This is a genomic window from Flavobacterium sp. MMS24-S5 (assembly GCF_050320125.1).
GTDB classification, from domain to species: domain Bacteria; phylum Bacteroidota; class Bacteroidia; order Flavobacteriales; family Flavobacteriaceae; genus Flavobacterium; species Flavobacterium tyrosinilyticum.
Map to the genome: position 1 here is coordinate 2,038,349 of NZ_CP190016.1, position 18,604 is coordinate 2,056,952.

The following is an 18,604-nucleotide window of genomic DNA, read 5'->3' on the forward strand; positions in this document are numbered from 1 at the left end:
AAAGCTTCACAGTTAAGTGAAGCTTTCGTTTTTTATTTATTAGACTTAAACTCTCGTAAAGGATGTCCTGTATAAATTTGTCTTGGTCTTCCAATTGGTTCTTTGTTTTCACGCATTTCTTTCCATTGCGCAATCCAACCTGGCAGTCTTCCAATTGCAAACATAACAGTAAACATATCAGTTGGAATTCCTAAAGCTCTGTAGATAATTCCAGAGTAGAAATCAACGTTTGGATATAAGTTTCTTGCTTTGAAGTATTCATCTTCAAGAGCAGCTTTTTCTAATTTTCTTGCGATATCTAAAATCGGATCTTCAACACCTAAAGTCTCTAATACTTCTGTTGCTGCTTTTTTGATAATTTTAGCTCTTGGATCAAAGTTTTTATAAACTCTGTGTCCGAATCCCATTAAACGGAAAGGATCATTTTTGTCTTTTGCTTTTGCTAAAAATTTATCTGTATCTCCTCCATCTTTATTAATCTCTTCAAGCATTTCAAGTACAGCTTGGTTTGCTCCACCGTGAAGTGGCCCCATAAAGCAGAAACTCCTGCAGAAACTGAAGCAAATAAACCTGCGTGAGAAGAACCTACCATTCTAACAGTAGATGTAGAACAGTTTTGCTCATGATCTGCGTGAAGAATAAATAATTTATCTAAAGCATTTACGATTACTGGATTTGCAGCATAAGTGACCAGTAGGCAATTTAAACATTAATTGCATAAAGCTTTCTACATATCCTTTTGTATTATCGTAGTAGTTTAAAGGATAACCCATAGATTTTCTATAAGTCCATGTAGCAATTACAAGAAATTTTGCCATTGTTTTGCAAATAGCCTCATACATTTCTTTTTCATTATCAACATTAACTGCTTTAGGGTTAAATGCCGTTAAAGCACTAGTCAAAGCAGATAGCACTCCCATTGGGTGAGCCGTTTTAGGAAAACCGTCAATAATATTTTTCATTTCTTCGTTTACCAAAGAATGCTTTTTTATACCATTTTCAAAGTCTTCTAATTGTGAAGCTGTAGGCAATTCACCAAAAATCAAAAGATAAGATACTTCTAAGAAATTAGCTTTTTCCGCAAGATCTTCGATTGAGTATCCTCTGTAACGTAAAATTCCTTCTTCTCCATCTAGGAAAGTGATTTCGCTTGTACAAGACCCTGAATTTTTATAACCTGGATCAAGTGTAATAAAACCTGTTAAATCACGTAATTTGTTAATATCGATAGCTGATTCGTTTTCGCTTCCTGTGATTACTGGAAGCTCAATCTTTTTACCATCTATTTCTAATGTAGCTATTTTTGACATAATATACTGGAAATAATTCTTTAAATAATAATTTATCAAATCTAATGAATTTAAGACTAATTAAAAAAAGAATACTGCTATGAATTTGTTAAAACTCCAAAAAAAACCATTCATTAAAAAATGAATGGTTTATCTTAATATATCTCTTATGATTATTTAATCTTGAAAGCATTTAAACCTGGGAAATAAGCAGTGCTTCCTAATTCTTCTTCAATTCTTAATAATTGATTGTATTTTGCCATACGATCTGAACGAGAAGCAGAACCAGTTTTAATTTGACCACAGTTTAAAGCTACAGCTAAATCTGCAATTGTATTGTCTTCAGTTTCTCCAGAACGGTGAGACATTACAGATGTGTAACCAGCGTTTTTCGCCATGTTTACAGCTGCAATAGTTTCAGTTAAAGTTCCAATTTGGTTTACTTTTACCAAGATCGAGTTAGCAATTCCTTTTTGGATTCCTGTAGACAAACGCTCAACATTAGTAACAAACAAATCATCACCAACTAATTGGACTTTATCACCAATTTTTTCAGTCAAATATTTCCATCCATTCCAATCATCTTCGTACATACCATCTTCGATAGAAATAATTGGATATTTAGCAGCAAGTTCAGCTAAGTAATCAGCCTGCTCCTCAGAAGTTCTGATTTTTCCAGTTTCACCTTCAAATTTAGTATAATCGTATTTACCGTTTACATAAAACTCAGAAGCTGCACAGTCAAGAGCGATCATAATTTCGTCACCGAAAGAATAACCAGCTTTTTCAACAGCCAATTTAATTGTATCTAATGCATCTTCAGTACCACCAGCTAAGTTTGGAGCAAAACCTCCTTCGTCACCTACAGCAGTACTCAAACCTCTATCGTGTAAAACTTTTTTCAAACTGTGGAAAATTTCAGTTCCCATTTGCATAGAATGCGTAAAAGAAGTTGCTTTTACTGGGAAAATCATAAACTCTTGGAACGCGATAGGCGCATCAGAGTGAGAACCACCGTTGATGATGTTCATCATTGGAACTGGTAACGTATTAGCAGAAACACCACCTACGTATCTGTATAATGGTAATCCAAGTTCGTTAGCAGCAGCTTTTGCAGCCGCTAAAGAAACCCCTAAAATAGCATTAGCTCCTAATTTAGATTTATTTGGAGTTCCATCTAAATCAATCATCAATTGGTCAATTGTGTTTTGTTCGAAAACAGAAGTTCCCACTAATTCTTCAGCAATAACAGTATTTACATTGTTCACTGCATTCAAAACACCTTTACCTAGATAAGCTTTACCTCCATCACGTAATTCAACAGCTTCGTGTTCTCCAGTTGATGCTCCAGATGGAACAGCAGCTCTACCTAAAACTCCATTTTCAGTTACTACATCTACTTCAATAGTAGGATTACCTCTAGAATCAAGAATTTGTCTTGCGTGAACTTTAATTATAATACTCATTATTTTTGTTTTTTATTAATAAATTATATTTTTTTTTCGAAATTATAAAAATATTTAATACTATAAACGCATTGTAGTCATTAAACACCTTTATTTATTAACTACATCGTTTTAGGCTTTGCCACTTTTAATATTCTCTACAAATTGATCAAACAAATATGACGAATCGTGTCGGTCCCGGACTAGCCTCTGGGTGATACTGAACTGAGAAACAATTTTTATTCTTCATTCTCATTCCTGCAACAGTACCATCATTCAAGTGAACATGCGTAATTTCTAATTCTGGATGATTTTCCAATTGTTCTCTCTTAACAGCAAAACCGTGGTTTTGAGATGTTATTTCACCTTTACCTGTAAGGATGTTTTTTACTGGATGGTTAATTCCTCTGTGTCCATTAAACATCTTATAAGTTTCAACACCATTAGCCAAACCAATTACTTGATGTCCTAAACAGATTCCGAACAATGGCTTATTATCTGCCAAAATCTCCTTAGCAACCTGAATTGCTCCAAACAACGGATTTGGATCTCCATGGCCGTTTGATAAGAAATATCCATCAGGATTAAACTCAGACATATCTTTATAAGTTGAATCAAACGGATACACTTTAATGTAACAATCTCTTTTAGCAAGATTTCTCAAAATATTCTTTTTGATACCAAGATCTAAAGCTGATATTTTATAAGTAGCATTTTCGTCGCCAAAGAAATATGGCTCTTTAGTTGAAACTTTAGAAGCCAATTCCAAACCTTCCATATTAGGAACATTAGCCAACTCTTTTTTCAAATCCTCTATTGAAGTTCCATCTGTACAAATTACTGCATTCATAGCACCATTATCTCGAATGTAGCTTACAAGTGCACGCGTATCAACATCAGAAATACAGATTAAATTTTGTTTAGCAAAATAATCCTCTAAACTTCCCGAAGCATTTTCTCTAGAATAATTAAAACTAAAGTTTTTACAAACTAAACCGGCAATTTTAATACTATCAGATTCAACCTCAGAATCATTAACACCATAGTTTCCGATATGTGTATTTGTAGCAACCATTATTTGCCCAAAATAAGAAGGATCAGTAAAAATTTCCTGATACCCAGTCATCCCTGTGTTAAAACAAACTTCACCAAAAGTTTTACCGCTAATCCCGATAGATTTTCCGTGAAAGATTGTTCCGTCACTAAGTAATAAAATGGCGCTTTGTCGTGTTGTGTATTTCATTATTTAATTTGTATTGTTTTTTAATCAAGTTATAAAACCAAAATATAGGTTTTAAGTGTAATTAGAATTTTGCAAATTTACTTCTTTAAAATAGCCCCTCCAAGATTTTTTAAAACTTTCATCCGTAAAAATAAAACCTATCATTTTAAATAAGTTACATTTTTATGGTTTCAAAAAAATCAAAAAAAAGGATAAACTAAAAATTAGTTTATCCTTGATTTCTATAGAATGATTACTTTCATAATTATTCAGAAGCTTCAGTAGTCGTTTCTGTTTCAGCAGCAGGAGCTTCTGGAGCAGCAGTTTCAGCTTTTTTAGCTTTACCACCACGACGGCTTTTCGCTTTTTTAACTTCTTTTTTACCTCCGTTGTAAAGTTCATTGAAATCTACAAGTTCGATCATTGCCATATCAGCATTATCTCCCAAACGATTTCCAACTTTAATGATACGAGTGTATCCACCTGGACGGTCACCAACTTTAGCAGCTACATCTCTGAACAAGTCAGTTACAGCATATTTGCTACGTAGGTAAGCAAAAACAATACGACGATTGTGAGTCGTATCTTCTTTTGATTTAGTGATTAAAGGCTCAACGAATTGTTTAAGCGCTTTAGCTTTAGCAACAGTAGTGTTAATACGTTTGTGCTCAATAAGAGAACAAGCCATATTAGCCAACATAGCTTTTCTATGTCCAGTCTGTCTGCTTAAGTGGTTGAATTTTTTTCCGTGTCTCATGACGTGTTTTTTTTATCTTCATCTTGCTACAATCCGCTATGGAGAGCAAAATATGAAGTAAATTATTCTTTATCTAATTTGTATTTAGCTAAATCCATTCCGAAAGTTAAATTCTTCACTGCAACAAGTTCATCAAGTTCAGTTAAAGATTTTTTACCAAAATTACGGAATTTCATTAGGTCATTTTTATTGAACGATACTAAATCACCAAGTGTATCAACTTCAGCCGCTTTCAAGCAATTTAATGCTCTCACAGATAAATCCATATCAACAAGCTTAGTTTTAAGCAATTGTCTCATATGCAATGACTCTTCATCATACGATTCTGTTTGTGCAATTTCGTCAGCCTCAAGTGTAATTCTTTCATCAGAAAACAACATGAAATGGTGAATTAAAACTTTAGCAGCTTCAGTAAGAGCATCTTTTGGATTAATAAATCCATCAGTTTTAATTTCAAAAACTAATTTTTCGTAATCTGTTTTTTGCTCTACACGGAAGTTTTCGATTGCATATTTTACATTTTTTACCGGAGTAAAAATAGAATCTGTAAAAATTGTTCCAATTGCAGCATTCTGTTTTTTGTTCTCTTCAGCAGGAACGTATCCTCTACCTTTCTCGATTGTTAAATCGAAGTTCAATTTGATTTTAGAATCTAAATTACAGATAACAAGGTCTGGATTCAAAACTTGAAAACCTGAGATAAATTTTTGAAAATCACCTGCTGTTAATTGATCTTTACCAGAAACAGAAATAGTAACTGATTCATTATCGATATCTTCAATCTGACGTTTGAAACGTACTTGCTTAAGATTAAGGATAATTTCGGTAACATCCTCAACAACACCTGAAATAGTAGAAAACTCATGATCTACACCTTCGATACGAACAGATGTAATTGCATAACCTTCTAACGCTGAAAGCAAAACTCTTCTAAGTGCATTACCAACTGTCAATCCGTAACCAGGTTCTAAAGGTCTAAACTCAAATTTACCTTCAAAATCGGTTGAATCGATCATGATAACTTTATCGGGCTTTTGAAAATTAAATATTGCCATAAATTTCGACTAAGTCAATTATTATTTGTTGTACAACTCTACGATTAATTGTTCTTTAATGTTTTCTGGAATTTGAAGTCTCGCAGGTACAGAAACGAAAGTTCCTTCTTTAAGATCATTGTTCCAAGTAATCCATTCATAAACATGACTTGAATTTGATAAAGAACGTTCGATAGCTTCTAAAGATTTAGATTTTTCACGAACTGCAACTTTATCACCAGGCTTAAGGTGGTAAGAAGGAATATTAACAACCTCTCCATTTACAGTAATGTGTCTGTGAGAAACGATTTGACGCGCACCTCTTCTAGATGGAGCAATTCCCATTCTAAAAACAACATTATCTAATCTTGCTTCGCATAATTGTAATAAAACTTCACCAGTTACTCCTTTAGTCGCTGATGCTTTTTCGAATAAATTTCTGAATTGTTTTTCTAAAATTCCATAAGAATATTTAGCTTTTTGCTTTTCCATTAACTGAACAGCGTACTCAGATTTTTTTCCTCTTTTTTTAGCCATCCCGTGTTGTCCAGGTGGGTAATTTCTTTTTTCGAAAGATTTATCATCTCCGAAGATTGCCTCGCCAAATTTACGAGCGATTTTGGTTTTCAGCCAGGTATATCTTGCCATTTTAAAAAAAATTTAAGGTAGAAATTATGAATTCAGGTCTAATCCTTCGATAATCTATGTTCTACCTTGTTTATACTATAAAAATAAAAAATTAAACTCTACGTCTTTTTGGAGGACGACATCCGTTGTGTGGCATTGGAGTAACATCGATAATCTCTGTAACTTCAATTCCACCGTTATGAATAGAACGGATAGCAGACTCACGTCCGTTACCTGGTCCTTTTACATAAACTTTCACTTTTTTAAGTCCTGCCTCAAGTGCTACTTTAGCGCAATCTTCCGCTGCCATTTGAGCTGCATAAGGAGTGTTCTTTTTAGAACCTCTGAAACCCATTTTACCAGCTGAAGACCAAGAGATAACTTCACCTTTCTTATTAGTCAAAGAAATAATAATGTTATTAAAAGTGGCAGAAATATGAGCCTCACCCGTTGATTCAACGATAACTTTACGTTTTTTTGCAGTTGCTTTAGCCATATTACTTATTATTTAGTTGCTTTTTTCTTGTTAGCAACAGTTTTTCTTTTACCTTTTCTTGTTCTTGAGTTGTTTTTAGTTCTTTGCCCTCTTAATGGAAGACCAGATCTATGACGAATACCTCTGTAACATCCGATATCCATTAAACGTTTAATGTTTAAAGATATTTCAGAACGTAATTCTCCTTCAATTTTGTAAAATGAAACAGCTTCACGAATTGCTCCGATTTCATCATCATTCCAATCTTGAACTTTTTTATCTTGGCTAACTTGAGCTTTTTCCAAAATCTCGATAGCTCTACTTTTTCCTAATCCGAAGATGTAGGTAAGTGCAATAACACCTCTTTTGTTTTTTGGGATATCTACCCCTGCTATTCTTGCCATAATTATCCTTGTCTTTGTTTAAATCTAGGATTCTTTTTGTTTATTACGTACAGTCTCCCTTTTCTACGCACGATAATGCACTCGGCACTTCTCTTTTTTACTGATGCTCTAACTTTCATAGTGAATATCCTTTAATATCGATAAGTAATTCTTGCTTTTGACAAATCGTATGGACTCATTTCTAGTTTCACTTTATCACCAGGTAATAATTTGATGTAATGCATACGCATTTTTCCAGAAATATGAGCAATTACGATATGTCCATTTTCTAACTCTACACGGAACATCGCATTTGATAATGCTTCAATGATTGATCCGTCTTGTTCTATTGCTGATTGTTTTGCCATAAATATATTAAGCTACCGCTTTTCTATTTTTACCAGTCTTCATTAAACCATCATAATGTTTGTTTAACAAGTATGAATTGATTTGTTGAATAGTATCTATTGCAACACCAACCATAATTATTAATGAGGTACCTCCAAAAAACATCGCCCAAGATTGTTGTACATCCATAATACTTACAACAATAGCTGGGAACACAGCAATCAAAGCAAGGAATAAAGATCCTGGGAAAGTTATTAAAGACATCACTTTATCAAGGAAATCAGAAGTTTCTGCTCCAGGACGAACTCCAGGAATAAAACCGCCGCTTCTCTTTAAATCATCAGCCATTTTGTTAGTAGGTACAGTGATCGCAGTATAAAAGAATGTAAATACAATAATTAAAGTTGCAAAAACAAAATTATACCAGAAACCAAACATATTACTAAATGCACCAACAATAGATTGTGATGTATCTGATTTAGACAATCCAGCTACAGCCGCAGGAATAAACATAATTGCCTGAGCAAAAATAATTGGCATAACTCCAGAAGCATTAAGCTTAAGGGGAATCCATTGTCTATTACCTCCTGCCAAATCTTGCTCGTAATCTCCTGTAGTTGTACGACGAGCATACTGAACAGGGATTCTACGTACTGCCATTGTAAGCAATACACAAGAGATGATAACTAATAACCACACAATAATTTCAATAACTAATAACATTGGACCTCCATTGTTATTGGTAACACGAGTTGTAAACTCTTGGATAAAAGCTTGCGGTAAACGAGCTAAAATACCAACCATAATTAACAATGAAATACCATTTCCAATACCTTTATCCGTAATTTTCTCACCCAGCCACATAGCAAAAATTGTACCAGTAACCAAAATGATAACAGACGAGAACAAAAATTCAGGAGAATTAAAGCCTAGCAAAAATGCATTACTAGGCAATGTTCTGTATAAATTATAGATATAAGTTGAACCTTGAACCAATGTGATAGCGATTGTCAACCAACGAGTGATTTGATTAATCTTTTTTCTACCACTTTCCCCATCATTTTGAAGTTTTTGTAAATATGGAATCGCAATCCCCATCAACTGAACAACAATAGACGCAGAAATATAAGGCATGATACCTAAAGCAAAAACTGAAGCCTTAGAGAAAGCACCCCCGGTGAACATGTCTAGGATAGATCCTAAACCATTTTTAGTTTGTCCCGCTAAACCAGTCAATTGCGTTGCGTCAATTCCAGGAAGCGTAACGTGTGCTCCAAAACGATATACTAAAAGCAATCCTAATGTAATTAAGATTCTATTCTTTAGTTCTTCGATTTTCCAAACATTACTTATTGATTCAATAAATTTCTTCATCTTAATAGATAAGTTATATAGTTACAGCTTCTCCACCAGCAGCTTCAATAGCAGCTTTTGCAGTAGCAGTAAATTTGTGGGCAGTTACTTTTAATTTTGCTTTCAATTCTCCTCTACCTAAAATCTTAACGATCTCATTTTTAGTAGCTAGACGATTTGCCACGAACTCTGTCATAGATACAGAATCAGTAATTGCACCGTTATCAACTAATAATTGAAGAGTATCTAAATTAACACCTTCGTATTCTTTACGATTGATGTTTTTGAAACCAAACTTAGGTACACGTCTTTGAAGTGGCATCTGCCCTCCTTCAAAACCAATCTTCTTAGAATAACCAGAACGAGATTTTGCTCCTTTGTGTCCACGTGCAGCGGTACCACCTTTTCCAGAACCTTCTCCTCTACCTAATCTTTTATTTTGATTGTGTGTAGATCCCTCAGCAGGTTGTAAGTTACTTAAATTCATAACAGTATTTGTTATTTAGCTTCTTCAACAGAAACTAAGTGTTTAACTTTGTTTATCATCCCAAGGATAGCAGGATTTGACTCATGCTCCACAACTTGTCCAATTTTACGTAGACCTAAAGCTTCCAACCCTCTCTTTTGAGAAAGAGGACAGTTGATTTTGCTTCTTACTTGTTTTACTAATAATTTAGCCATAATTTCCTGAATTAACCTTTAAAAACTTTCTCTAAAGAAACACCTCTTTGTTTTGCAACAGTATGAGCGCTTCTCATTTGCAATAAAGCATCAAAAGTTGCTTTTACTACGTTATGTGGATTTGATGATCCTTGAGATTTAGACAATACATCGTGAATACCTACTGACTCAAGAACTGAACGAACAGCTCCACCAGCAATAACTCCAGTACCATGAGACGCTGGAATTAAGAATACGCGTGCACCACCAAATTTACCTTTTTGTTCGTGAGGAACAGATTGTCCATTCAAAGGAATTCTAACTAAATTTTTCTTAGCATCTTCTACTGCTTTCGCAATTGCTTCAGAAACGTCTTTAGATTTTCCTAATCCATGACCAACTACTCCATTTTCATCACCTACAACTACAATAGCAGAAAAACCGAAAGCTCTACCACCTTTTGTAACTTTAGTAACACGATTAACACTAACTAGACGATCTTTTAATTCAAGACCACTAGGTTTTACCAATTCTACATTTTTGTATTTAGACATAATATATTAGAATTTAAGTCCAGCGGCTCTTGCGCCTTCTGCTAATGATTTAATACGCCCGTGATATAAATATCCACCTCTATCAAAAGTGATGGTATCAATCCCAGCTTTTAACGCTTTCTCCGCAACTAGTTTTCCAACAGCAGCAGCTACTTCAACGTTAGTACCTTTTCCTATTTCTTTTTCTCTAGAAGATGCAGCTAAGATAGTAACTCCATTTACATCATCAATAATTTGAGCGTAAATTTCTTTATTACTTCTAAAAACAGAAAGTCTAGGTCTTGCAGCAGAACCACTAACCGATTTTCTAATTCTGAATTTAATTCTCTGTCTTCTTTCAGATTTTGTTAATGACATAATCTTATATTTTAAGCTGATTTACCTGCTTTTCTTCTTAATACTTCACCCACAAATTTAACACCTTTTCCTTTGTATGGCTCAGGCTTACGGAAACCTCTGATTTTCGCAGCTACTTGACCTAAAAGTTGTTTATCAAACGATGTTAATTTTACGATAGGGTTCTTACCTTTTTCAGATACTGTTTCTAAAGATACTTCTGGAGCAATTTCTAAAACAATATTGTGAGAATATCCAAGAGCTAAATCTAATTTTTGACCTTGGTTTGAAGCTCTATAACCTACTCCAACTAATTCTAGTTCTTTTGTGAAACCTTCAGATACACCAACAATCATATTATTGATCAAAGATCTAAATAATCCGTGTTTTGCTCTATGGTCTTTATGATCAGACGATCTTTCAACTAAAACTTGATCGCCTTCAACAGTTACATTTACGTCCGAAAACTCTTGTACTAGTTGACCTCTTTTTCCTTTTACTGTAATAATACCGTCTTTAACTTCAACAGTTACACCAGCAGGGATTACAATTGGGCTTTTACCTATTCTTGACATCTTTATCTAGTGTTTAAAATTAGTATACGTAACAAATTACTTCACCACCTACATTTAATTGCTTAGCTTGTTTTCCTGTCATCAAACCTTTTGATGTAGAAACAATAGCAATTCCTAATCCGTTAAGGATTCTAGGTAATTTGGCAGCACCTGCGTACTTACGTAAACCAGGTTTACTAATTCTTTGGATATCTTTGATTACAGGCTCTTTAGTATCTTTATCATACTTCAAAGCAATTTTGATAGAACCTTGAACTGTGTTCTGCTCAAATTTGTAACTTAAGATATAACCTTGATCAAATAAGATCTTAGTTATCTCTTTTTTAAGATTAGATGCTGGAATTTCAACAACTTTGTGGTTTGCAGCCACAGCGTTACGAACTCTAGTCAAATAATCTGCAATAGGATCTGTATACATATGTATTTGATTGCGATTATGGTTTTCGGGAGATACTCATCTCCCGAACCTTTAATCAATTAAAAATTATTTTTTGGTTTGCAAAAGTAATAACTTATTGCCAGATTACCAAGATGCTTTTTTAACACCAGGAATTAATCCATTGTTAGCCATTTCACGGAAAGTTACACGTGAAATACCGAATTGACGGATGTAACCTCTAGGTCTACCTGTTAACTTACAACGGTTGTGTAAACGAACTGGTGAAGCATTTTTAGGTAATCTTTGTAAACCTTCATAGTCTCCAGCTTCTAATAAAGCTTTTCTCTTTTCAGCGTACTTAGCTACCGTTTTCTCTCTTTTCACCTCGCGGGCTTTCATTGATTCTTTAGCCATGTCTTAATTCTTTTTAAAAGGTAATCCTAATTCAGCCAATAATGACTTTGCTTCCTTGTCTGTTTTTGCAGTAGTAACAAAAGTAATATCCATTCCTGAAATTTTGTTTACTTTGTCAATATCAATTTCTGGGAAAATGATTTGCTCTAAAACTCCAAGATTGTAGTTACCTCTTCCGTCGAATCCAGTAGCTTTAATACCACCAAAATCTCTAACACGTGGTAAAGCAGAAGTGATAAGTCTATCTAAAAACTCATACATTCTTTCTCCACGTAAAGTAACTTTTGCTCCAATAGGCATTCCTTTTCTCAATTTGAAAGACGCAACGTCTTTCTTAGAGATTGTAGAAACTGCTTTTTGTCCAGTGATCTTTGTTAACTCATCAACTGCATAGTCAATAAGTTTTTTATCAGATACAGCTGCACCAACTCCACGGCTCAAAACGATTTTCTCAAGTTTAGGAACTTGCATCACGTTTGTATATCCGAACTCTTCTTTAAGAGCAGAGATTACTCTACTCTTATATTCTTCTTTTAGTCTAGGTGTATATGCCATTACTATAGTACTTGATTAGATTTTTTTGAAAATCTTACTTTCTTATCTCCTTCTACTCTAATACCTACTCTAGTTGTCTCCTTAGTTTTAGGATCAATTAAAGCAATGTTAGAAATTTGAATAGAAGCTTCTTTCTTAACGATACCACCTTGAGGGTTTTTAGCACTTGGTTTAGTATGTTTAGAAACCATGTTTACACCTTCAACGATCGCTTTGTTTTTTTCACGGTAAACACGTAAAACTTTACCTTCAGCCCCTTTATGGTCTCCAGCAATAACTCTTACGATATCTCCTGATTTTATTTTTAGCTTTATCATCTTAAAACGAATTAAAGCACTTCTGGTGCTAATGATACAATTTTCATGAATTGTTTTTCACGAAGTTCTCTTGCTACCGGACCAAAAACACGAGTTCCTCTCATTTCCCCTGCAGCGTTCAAAAGAACACATGCATTGTCATCGAAACGGATATAAGAACCATCAGCTCTTCTCACTTCTTTTTTAGTACGCACAACAACTGCAGTTGAAACAGCTCCTTTTTTCACGTTTCCGTTTGGAGTTGCATCTTTGATAGAAACTACAATTTTGTCACCAACAGAGGCATATCTTCTTTTAGTACCTCCTAAAACACGAATAGTTAAAACTTCTTTAGCTCCCGTGTTATCTGCTACTTTTAGTCTTGATTCTTGTTGTACCATAATTATTTAGCTCTTTCTAAGATTTCAACTAATCTCCAACATTTTGTTTTACTTAAAGGACGCGTTTCGCTAATTCTTACAGTATCTCCAATGTTACAGTCGTTTGTTTCGTCGTGTGCAACATATTTCTTAGTTTTCAACACGAACTTACCGTATAATGGGTGTTTTACTTTTCTTACTTCCGAAATAACGATAGATTTATCCATCTTATTTGAAGTAACAACACCTATTCTTTCTTTTCTTAAATTTCTTTTTTCTTCCATCTTTCAGCAGAATACAATTATTGTAACTCTCTTTTAGTTAACTCTGTAGCTAATCTTGCAACTGTTCTTCTAACGCTTCTAATTTGAAGTGGGTTAGCAATTGGAGAGATTGCGTGAGCCATTTTTAGGTCAGCATATACTTTCTTAGTTTGACTAAGCTTTTCTTGCAACTCCGCTGCAGAAAGATCTTTTATTTCTGATTGTTTCATAATAAATATAAATTATGCTTCGAAATCTCTAGCAACGACGAACTTAGTTTTTACTGGAAGTTTTTGAGCTGCAAGACGTAAAGCCTCTTTTGCAACTGACAATGGAACTCCTCCAACTTCAAACATAATTCTTCCTGGTTTAACAACAGCAGCCCAATACTCAACTGCTCCTTTACCTTTACCCATACGTACTTCAAGAGGTTTCTTAGTAATAGGTTTGTCTGGGAAAATTTTAATCCATAATTGTCCCTCTCTTTTCATGTAACGAGTTGCAGCGATACGTGCAGCTTCGATTTGACGAGAAGTTAAGAACATTCCATCTTCATGTACAGATTTAATACCAAACATTCCATTTGAAAGTTCATGCCCTCTTTGAGAGTTACCTTTCATTCTACCTTTTTGTACCTTACGGTATTTTGTTCTTTTAGGCTGTAACATTTTTCTTTAGTTTAAAAATTTACTTTCTTTTACGAGCGTCTGGTTTTCCACCTTTGTTAAAGTTAGATTTGCCTCTAGGAGCATCTCCACCTTTTCCACCACCTGTACCAGATTGTTTTTTATCCATTCCAGCAAGTGGAGAAAGTTCTCTCTTACCGTAAACTTCACCTTTCATGATCCACACTTTGATCCCCATTCTACCGTAAGTAGTGTGAGCTTCAGCAAGTGCATAATCAATGTCAGCTCTGAAAGTTGATAGAGGAATTCTACCTTCTTTGAAACCTTCCGAACGCGCCATCTCAGCACCATTCAAACGACCAGAAATCAAAACTTTGATACCTTCAGCGTTCATACGCATAGAAGCAGCAATAGCCATTTTGATTGCACGTCTGTAAGAAATACGGCTTTCGATTTGACGAGCGATGCTTGTCGCCACAAGATAAGCATCTAACTCAGGTCTTTTAATTTCAAAGATGTTGATTTGAACCTCTTTGTCAGTAACTTTCTTAAGTTCTTCTTTTAACTTGTCTACCTCTTGTCCACCTTTTCCGATAATGATACCAGGTCTAGCAGTAGTGATAGTAACGGTTACAAGTTTCAAAGTTCTCTCGATGATTACTTTAGATACACTAGCTTTTGATAAACGAGCGTGGATATACTTTCTGATTTTGTGATCTTCGGCAAGTTTATCACCGTAATCATTTCCACCATACCAGTTTGAGTCCCATCCTCTGATGATACCAAGTCTATTTCCAATTGGATTTGTCTTTTGTCCCATGCTGCTTAAGAATTGCTTTGTGTGTTATTGATAGCTCCAAGCACGATTGTTACGTGATTAGAACGTTTTCTTATTCTGTGTGCACGACCTTGTGGAGCTGGACGAAGTCTTTTTAACATCATTCCACCATCTACTCTGATCTCTTTAACAAATAATCCAGCCTCTTCTAAATTACCTTCACTATTTTTTTGCTCCCAGTTATTGATTGCAGATAATAATAGTTTTTCTAATTTTCTTGAAGCTTCTTTAGAACTGAATCTTAAAATGTTAAGTGCTCTTTCTACCTTCTGACCTCTTACCAAGTCCGCTACTAAGCGCATTTTTCTAGGTGAAGTAGGGCAGTTATTCAATTTTGCGAAAGCGATAGACTTATTAGCCTCTTTTCTCGCATCTGCTGTTTCTCTTTTACGAACTCCCATTGCTTCTTTTATTTTTTACCTTTATTTTTTGCTCCAGCATGACCTCTAAAAGATCTAGTTGGCGAAAACTCTCCTAATTTGTGACCTACCATGTTTTCTGTTACGTAAACTGGTACAAATTGACGACCGTTATGAACTGCGATAGTTTGTCCAACGAAATCTGGAGTAATCATTGAAGCTCTAGACCAAGTCTTAACAACTGCATTTTTACCACTTTCTACGTTTTCTTGAACTTTCTTGTCTAATTTATAATGAACGAAAAGCTGCCTTTTTTTAATGAACGTGCCATATCTTATTATTTCTTTCTACGTTCTACGATATACTTGTTACTCGGGTTTTTCTTAGAACGAGTTCTGTAACCTTTAGCTGGCAATCCGTTTCTTGAACGTGGGTGCCCTCCAGAAGAACGTCCTTCACCACCTCCCATAGGGTGATCAACTGGGTTCATCGCTACTGGTCTAGTTCTAGGTCTTCTTCCTAACCATCTTGTTCTACCTGCTTTTCCAGACACAACTAATTGGTGGTCAGAGTTAGAAACAGCTCCAATTGTAGCCGAACAAGTTAACAAGATTAATCTTGTCTCACCAGAAGGCATTTTAATTGTTGCATATTTCCCGTCTCTTGCCATTAACTGAGCAAAAGTTCCAGCTGAACGAGCGATAACCGCTCCTTGTCCTGGACGTAACTCAATACAAGATATAACAGTTCCAAGAGGAATTCTGCTTAAAGGTAATGTATTACCGATTTCTGGTTGAGACTCTGGTCCAGAAACTAATTTCTGACCAACTTTCAATCCATTTTGTGCGATAATATAAGTTTTCTCTCCATCAGCGTAAGCTAATAAAGCGATAAATGCAGTACGATTTGGATCATATTCAATTGATTTCACTGTAGCTGGAATTCCATCTTTAGTTCTTTTGAAATCAATAATACGATATCTCTGCTTGTGACCACCACCCGTATAACGCATGGTCATCTTTCCTTGACTATTTCTACCTCCTGAGTTTTTTATCGGCGCTATCAATGAGCGTTCCGGCTTATCAGTTGTAATAGCGTCATAACCATTCACAACTCTAAATCGCTGACCCGGGGTAATAGGTTTTAATTTTCTTACTGACATTTTTCTATCTTAGATATTGTTGTAAAAATCAATTGTTTCTCCTTCTTGTACTTGTACAATTGCTTTTTTATAAGCATTTGTCTTTCCACTGATTAAACCACTTTTAGTGTATTTAGTAGATCTATCTGGTCTCACATTCATTGTGTTAACAGAAACGATAGTTACTCCATAAGCAGCTTCAACAGCTTTCTTAATCTCAACTTTGTTTGCTTTTTTGTTAACAACGAATCCGAAGCGGTTTAGAACTTCACTTTCTTTGGTTACTTTTTCCGTTACTATAGGTCTAATAATAATGCTCATATTCCTATTATTTACTTAAATTTTCTTCAATTAACTCTAAAGAACCTTCCAAAAGCACTAAATTATTAGCGTTTAATATTGCGTAAGTGCTTAATTCTGAGCTAGTTACGACGTTTGAAGCCTTTAAATTACGTGACGACAAATATACATTTTTATTTGACTCACCCAACACAAATAAAGATTTTTTATTCTCTAACCCTAAAGCTTTCAAAACGTTAATGAAATTTTTAGTGTTTGGTGCTTCAAAATTAAAATCTTCTAAAACTACGATATTTGACTCTTTTGCTTTGATTGAGAAAGCTGATTTTCTAGCTAATCTCTTTAAGCCTTTATTCAATTTGAATGAATAACTTCTTGGTCTTGGTCCGAAAACTGTTCCACCACCTTTAAACAATGGATTCTTAACACTTCCTGCACGCGCAGTACCAGTTCCTTTTTGTTTTTTAATCTTACGCGTACTTCCAGTTACTTCAGCTCTTTCTTTAGCTTTGTGAGTACCTTGTCTTTGATTAGCAAGATATTGCTTAACATCAAGATATACTGCGTGATTGTTTGGCTCAATTGCGAATACTGAATCAGAAAGTTGAACTTTTCTACCAGTATCTTTTCCGTTGAAATCTAATACTTTTACTTCCATTACTTCTGAATGATTACATAAGAGTTTTTGTGCCCAGGAACGCATCCTTTAACAACAAGTAGATTCTTATCAGCAACTACTTTTAAAACTCTAAGGTTTTGAATTTTTACATTTTCTCCTCCCATTCTTCCAGCCATACGCATTCCTTTGAATACTCTAGATGGATAAGAAGAAGCTCCTACAGAACCTGGCGCTCTTAAACGGTTGTGCTGACCATGAGTAGCTTGTCCAACACCACCAAAACCGTGACGTTTAACAACACCCTGGAAACCTTTACCTTTAGACACACCTTGTACATCCACAAATTCTCCTTCTGCAAAAATAGTAACATCTACAAGATCTCCTAATTTTTGTTCAGTTGCAAAATCCTGAAATTCAACGACTTTTTTCTTAGCAACAGTTCCAGCTTTTTTAAAGTGCCCTAAAGCAGCTTTAGTAGAATGTTTCTCGTTTTTGTCATCGAAACCAAGTTGCAACGCTTCATACCCGTCAACCTCTTTGGTTCTGACTTGGGTAACAACGCATGGACCAGCTTCGATTACTGTACAAGGAATGTTTTTCCCGTTTTCATCAAAGATACTAGTCATGCCGATTTTCTTACCAATTAACCCAGACATAAATATTAATTATTAATTACTAAAATTCCCTTCAATTTGAAAATAACAGAAATTTCCAAACAGGGAGTGCAAAAGTAGACATTAAAAACGAATATACCAAACAGTTGTAAAAATTAAATCGCTCATAATCAAAATCCAAGCACCAAAACAACACCAAAACCAACTTTAATCACAATAAAATTTGAGTCTGTTTTTTCAATCTTCAAGCAACCCAATCATAACAATTAATTAATAAAATCACAACAAAAAAAACTCGCACCCCTTTAAAACAAAGGCTTTTACAAAAAAGTAAAAATTTTTATAAAATAAAAAAAAATTAAATTTCACAAACTAAAAACAACTTTTTAAAACAAAAAAAGCGAGACAAAAAATGCCTCGCTTTTTATATAAAAAAATATAAAAAAATTATACTTTAATCTCAACTTCAACTCCACTTGGCAATTCAAGTTTCATTAAAGCATCAATAGTTTTAGATGAAGATGAATAAATATCAATCAATCTCTTGTATGACATTACCTCAAATTGCTCTCTCGCTTTTTTGTTAACGTGCGGAGAACGTAATACAGTGAAAAGTTTTTTGTGAGTTGGCAACGGAATTGGACCTGTTACAACCGCTCCAGTAGTTTTTACTGTTTTTACGATCTTTTCAGCAGATTTATCCACCAACATGTGATCGTAAGATTTTAGTTTTATTCTGATTTTTTGACTCATTTTCTTAAA

The 18,604-nt window shown here is 34.5% G+C and carries 30 protein-coding genes and 3 pseudogenes; all 33 read right to left on the reverse strand.

Translation table 11 applies throughout. From position 1 onward, the window contains the following. Positions 1-32: 32 nt before the first annotated feature. Positions 33-694, reverse strand: a pseudogene (locus tag ACPWTF_RS09335) (citrate/2-methylcitrate synthase). Continuing rightward, positions 648-1,310, reverse strand: coding sequence for a citrate/2-methylcitrate synthase (locus tag ACPWTF_RS09340; RefSeq protein ID WP_427875263.1), 663 nt, complete (start codon positions 1,308-1,310; stop codon positions 648-650). Before ACPWTF_RS09340 ends, ACPWTF_RS09335 begins: the two are co-directional and overlap by 47 nt. Before the next feature lie 152 nt (positions 1,311-1,462). Continuing rightward, positions 1,463-2,755 (reverse strand): phosphopyruvate hydratase, encoded by a 1,293-nt coding sequence (gene eno / locus ACPWTF_RS09345; protein ID WP_095931491.1) that lies wholly within the window; start codon positions 2,753-2,755, stop codon positions 1,463-1,465. Positions 2,756-2,866: 111 nt separating this feature from the next. Further along, a pseudogene (gene carA / locus ACPWTF_RS09350) lies at positions 2,867-3,977 on the reverse strand (glutamine-hydrolyzing carbamoyl-phosphate synthase small subunit). A gap of 244 nt (positions 3,978-4,221) precedes the next feature. Further along, positions 4,222-4,713, reverse strand: coding sequence for a 50S ribosomal protein L17 (gene rplQ / locus ACPWTF_RS09355; RefSeq protein ID WP_095931493.1), 492 nt, complete (start codon positions 4,711-4,713; stop codon positions 4,222-4,224). Between the two features lie 62 nt (positions 4,714-4,775). Next, a complete protein-coding gene (locus ACPWTF_RS09360) occupies positions 4,776-5,768 on the reverse strand; it encodes a DNA-directed RNA polymerase subunit alpha (RefSeq protein ID WP_427875264.1) in 993 nt (330 codons plus the stop codon). Positions 5,769-5,789: 21 nt separating this feature from the next. Next, positions 5,790-6,395, reverse strand: a complete 606-nt coding sequence (rpsD, locus tag ACPWTF_RS09365; RefSeq protein ID WP_427875265.1) for a 30S ribosomal protein S4 — start codon at positions 6,393-6,395, stop codon at positions 5,790-5,792. A gap of 91 nt (positions 6,396-6,486) precedes the next feature. Further along, a complete protein-coding gene (gene rpsK, locus ACPWTF_RS09370; RefSeq protein ID WP_026727866.1) occupies positions 6,487-6,870 on the reverse strand; it encodes a 30S ribosomal protein S11 in 384 nt (127 codons plus the stop codon). Positions 6,871-6,878: 8 nt separating this feature from the next. Then, on the reverse strand, positions 6,879-7,253 hold the full coding sequence (rpsM, locus tag ACPWTF_RS09375) for a 30S ribosomal protein S13 (protein ID WP_008464322.1): 375 nt from the start codon (positions 7,251-7,253) through the stop codon (positions 6,879-6,881). A gap of 2 nt (positions 7,254-7,255) precedes the next feature. Further along, positions 7,256-7,372, reverse strand: coding sequence for a type B 50S ribosomal protein L36 (gene ykgO, locus ACPWTF_RS09380; RefSeq protein ID WP_002987490.1), 117 nt, complete (start codon positions 7,370-7,372; stop codon positions 7,256-7,258). A 12-nt stretch (positions 7,373-7,384) separates the two neighbouring features. After that, positions 7,385-7,600, reverse strand: a complete 216-nt coding sequence (infA, locus tag ACPWTF_RS09385; protein WP_007136545.1) for a translation initiation factor IF-1 — start codon at positions 7,598-7,600, stop codon at positions 7,385-7,387. Positions 7,601-7,607: 7 nt separating this feature from the next. Next, the gene (gene secY, locus ACPWTF_RS09390) at positions 7,608-8,954 is read right to left on the reverse strand and encodes a preprotein translocase subunit SecY (protein ID WP_427875266.1); all 1,347 of its coding nucleotides are present in this window, start codon (positions 8,952-8,954) and stop codon (positions 7,608-7,610) included. A gap of 13 nt (positions 8,955-8,967) precedes the next feature. After that, the gene (gene rplO, locus ACPWTF_RS09395) at positions 8,968-9,420 is read right to left on the reverse strand and encodes a 50S ribosomal protein L15 (RefSeq protein WP_095931496.1); all 453 of its coding nucleotides are present in this window, start codon (positions 9,418-9,420) and stop codon (positions 8,968-8,970) included. A gap of 11 nt (positions 9,421-9,431) precedes the next feature. Next, the gene (rpmD, locus tag ACPWTF_RS09400) at positions 9,432-9,614 is read right to left on the reverse strand and encodes a 50S ribosomal protein L30 (protein ID WP_008464315.1); all 183 of its coding nucleotides are present in this window, start codon (positions 9,612-9,614) and stop codon (positions 9,432-9,434) included. Between the two features lie 11 nt (positions 9,615-9,625). Continuing rightward, on the reverse strand, positions 9,626-10,150 hold the full coding sequence (rpsE, locus tag ACPWTF_RS09405) for a 30S ribosomal protein S5 (RefSeq protein WP_085949269.1): 525 nt from the start codon (positions 10,148-10,150) through the stop codon (positions 9,626-9,628). Between the two features lie 3 nt (positions 10,151-10,153). Then, positions 10,154-10,504, reverse strand: coding sequence for a 50S ribosomal protein L18 (gene rplR, locus ACPWTF_RS09410; protein ID WP_035650451.1), 351 nt, complete (start codon positions 10,502-10,504; stop codon positions 10,154-10,156). Positions 10,505-10,515: 11 nt separating this feature from the next. Next, positions 10,516-11,058, reverse strand: coding sequence for a 50S ribosomal protein L6 (gene rplF / locus ACPWTF_RS09415; protein ID WP_248728271.1), 543 nt, complete (start codon positions 11,056-11,058; stop codon positions 10,516-10,518). Positions 11,059-11,077: 19 nt separating this feature from the next. Next, positions 11,078-11,476 carry a 30S ribosomal protein S8 gene (gene rpsH, locus ACPWTF_RS09420; protein ID WP_008464306.1) on the reverse strand — a complete coding sequence of 133 codons (399 nt, stop codon included), beginning with the start codon at positions 11,474-11,476 and terminating at the stop codon, positions 11,078-11,080. Between the two features lie 105 nt (positions 11,477-11,581). Continuing rightward, positions 11,582-11,851, reverse strand: coding sequence for a 30S ribosomal protein S14 (gene rpsN, locus ACPWTF_RS09425; RefSeq protein WP_008464305.1), 270 nt, complete (start codon positions 11,849-11,851; stop codon positions 11,582-11,584). Positions 11,852-11,854: 3 nt separating this feature from the next. Further along, positions 11,855-12,406 carry a 50S ribosomal protein L5 gene (gene rplE, locus ACPWTF_RS09430; RefSeq protein WP_012022484.1) on the reverse strand — a complete coding sequence of 184 codons (552 nt, stop codon included), beginning with the start codon at positions 12,404-12,406 and terminating at the stop codon, positions 11,855-11,857. Positions 12,407-12,408: 2 nt separating this feature from the next. Beyond that, positions 12,409-12,723 carry a 50S ribosomal protein L24 gene (gene rplX, locus ACPWTF_RS09435; RefSeq protein WP_026727873.1) on the reverse strand — a complete coding sequence of 105 codons (315 nt, stop codon included), beginning with the start codon at positions 12,721-12,723 and terminating at the stop codon, positions 12,409-12,411. Positions 12,724-12,734: 11 nt separating this feature from the next. After that, positions 12,735-13,103: a 50S ribosomal protein L14 gene (gene rplN, locus ACPWTF_RS09440; protein ID WP_007803649.1), complete on the reverse strand. Its 369-nt coding sequence runs from the start codon at positions 13,101-13,103 to the stop codon at positions 12,735-12,737. A 2-nt stretch (positions 13,104-13,105) separates the two neighbouring features. Then, positions 13,106-13,366, reverse strand: coding sequence for a 30S ribosomal protein S17 (gene rpsQ, locus ACPWTF_RS09445; protein ID WP_012022485.1), 261 nt, complete (start codon positions 13,364-13,366; stop codon positions 13,106-13,108). Between the two features lie 17 nt (positions 13,367-13,383). Beyond that, positions 13,384-13,575 (reverse strand): 50S ribosomal protein L29, encoded by a 192-nt coding sequence (gene rpmC / locus ACPWTF_RS09450; RefSeq protein ID WP_008464297.1) that lies wholly within the window; start codon positions 13,573-13,575, stop codon positions 13,384-13,386. A 12-nt stretch (positions 13,576-13,587) separates the two neighbouring features. Further along, positions 13,588-14,013, reverse strand: coding sequence for a 50S ribosomal protein L16 (rplP, locus tag ACPWTF_RS09455; protein WP_008464295.1), 426 nt, complete (start codon positions 14,011-14,013; stop codon positions 13,588-13,590). Between the two features lie 19 nt (positions 14,014-14,032). Next, positions 14,033-14,791, reverse strand: a complete 759-nt coding sequence (gene rpsC / locus ACPWTF_RS09460; protein WP_008464292.1) for a 30S ribosomal protein S3 — start codon at positions 14,789-14,791, stop codon at positions 14,033-14,035. Positions 14,792-14,796: 5 nt separating this feature from the next. After that, the gene (rplV, locus tag ACPWTF_RS09465) at positions 14,797-15,210 is read right to left on the reverse strand and encodes a 50S ribosomal protein L22 (RefSeq protein WP_007803631.1); all 414 of its coding nucleotides are present in this window, start codon (positions 15,208-15,210) and stop codon (positions 14,797-14,799) included. A gap of 8 nt (positions 15,211-15,218) precedes the next feature. Beyond that, a pseudogene (gene rpsS / locus ACPWTF_RS09470) lies at positions 15,219-15,499 on the reverse strand (30S ribosomal protein S19). A 6-nt stretch (positions 15,500-15,505) separates the two neighbouring features. Next, positions 15,506-16,330, reverse strand: coding sequence for a 50S ribosomal protein L2 (rplB, locus tag ACPWTF_RS09475; RefSeq protein ID WP_008464287.1), 825 nt, complete (start codon positions 16,328-16,330; stop codon positions 15,506-15,508). Positions 16,331-16,339: 9 nt separating this feature from the next. Then, positions 16,340-16,630, reverse strand: a complete 291-nt coding sequence (rplW, locus tag ACPWTF_RS09480; RefSeq protein ID WP_008464286.1) for a 50S ribosomal protein L23 — start codon at positions 16,628-16,630, stop codon at positions 16,340-16,342. Positions 16,631-16,637: 7 nt separating this feature from the next. Continuing rightward, positions 16,638-17,267, reverse strand: coding sequence for a 50S ribosomal protein L4 (gene rplD / locus ACPWTF_RS09485; RefSeq protein WP_111379744.1), 630 nt, complete (start codon positions 17,265-17,267; stop codon positions 16,638-16,640). Next, complete coding sequence (gene rplC, locus ACPWTF_RS09490; RefSeq protein WP_095931500.1) at positions 17,267-17,884, reverse strand: 50S ribosomal protein L3; 618 nt, start codon at positions 17,882-17,884, stop codon at positions 17,267-17,269. The genes rplD and rplC overlap by 1 nt, the downstream gene beginning before the upstream one ends. 405 nt (positions 17,885-18,289) lie before the next feature. Then, the gene (gene rpsJ, locus ACPWTF_RS09495; protein ID WP_007803605.1) at positions 18,290-18,595 is read right to left on the reverse strand and encodes a 30S ribosomal protein S10; all 306 of its coding nucleotides are present in this window, start codon (positions 18,593-18,595) and stop codon (positions 18,290-18,292) included. Positions 18,596-18,604: the final 9 nt, after the last annotated feature.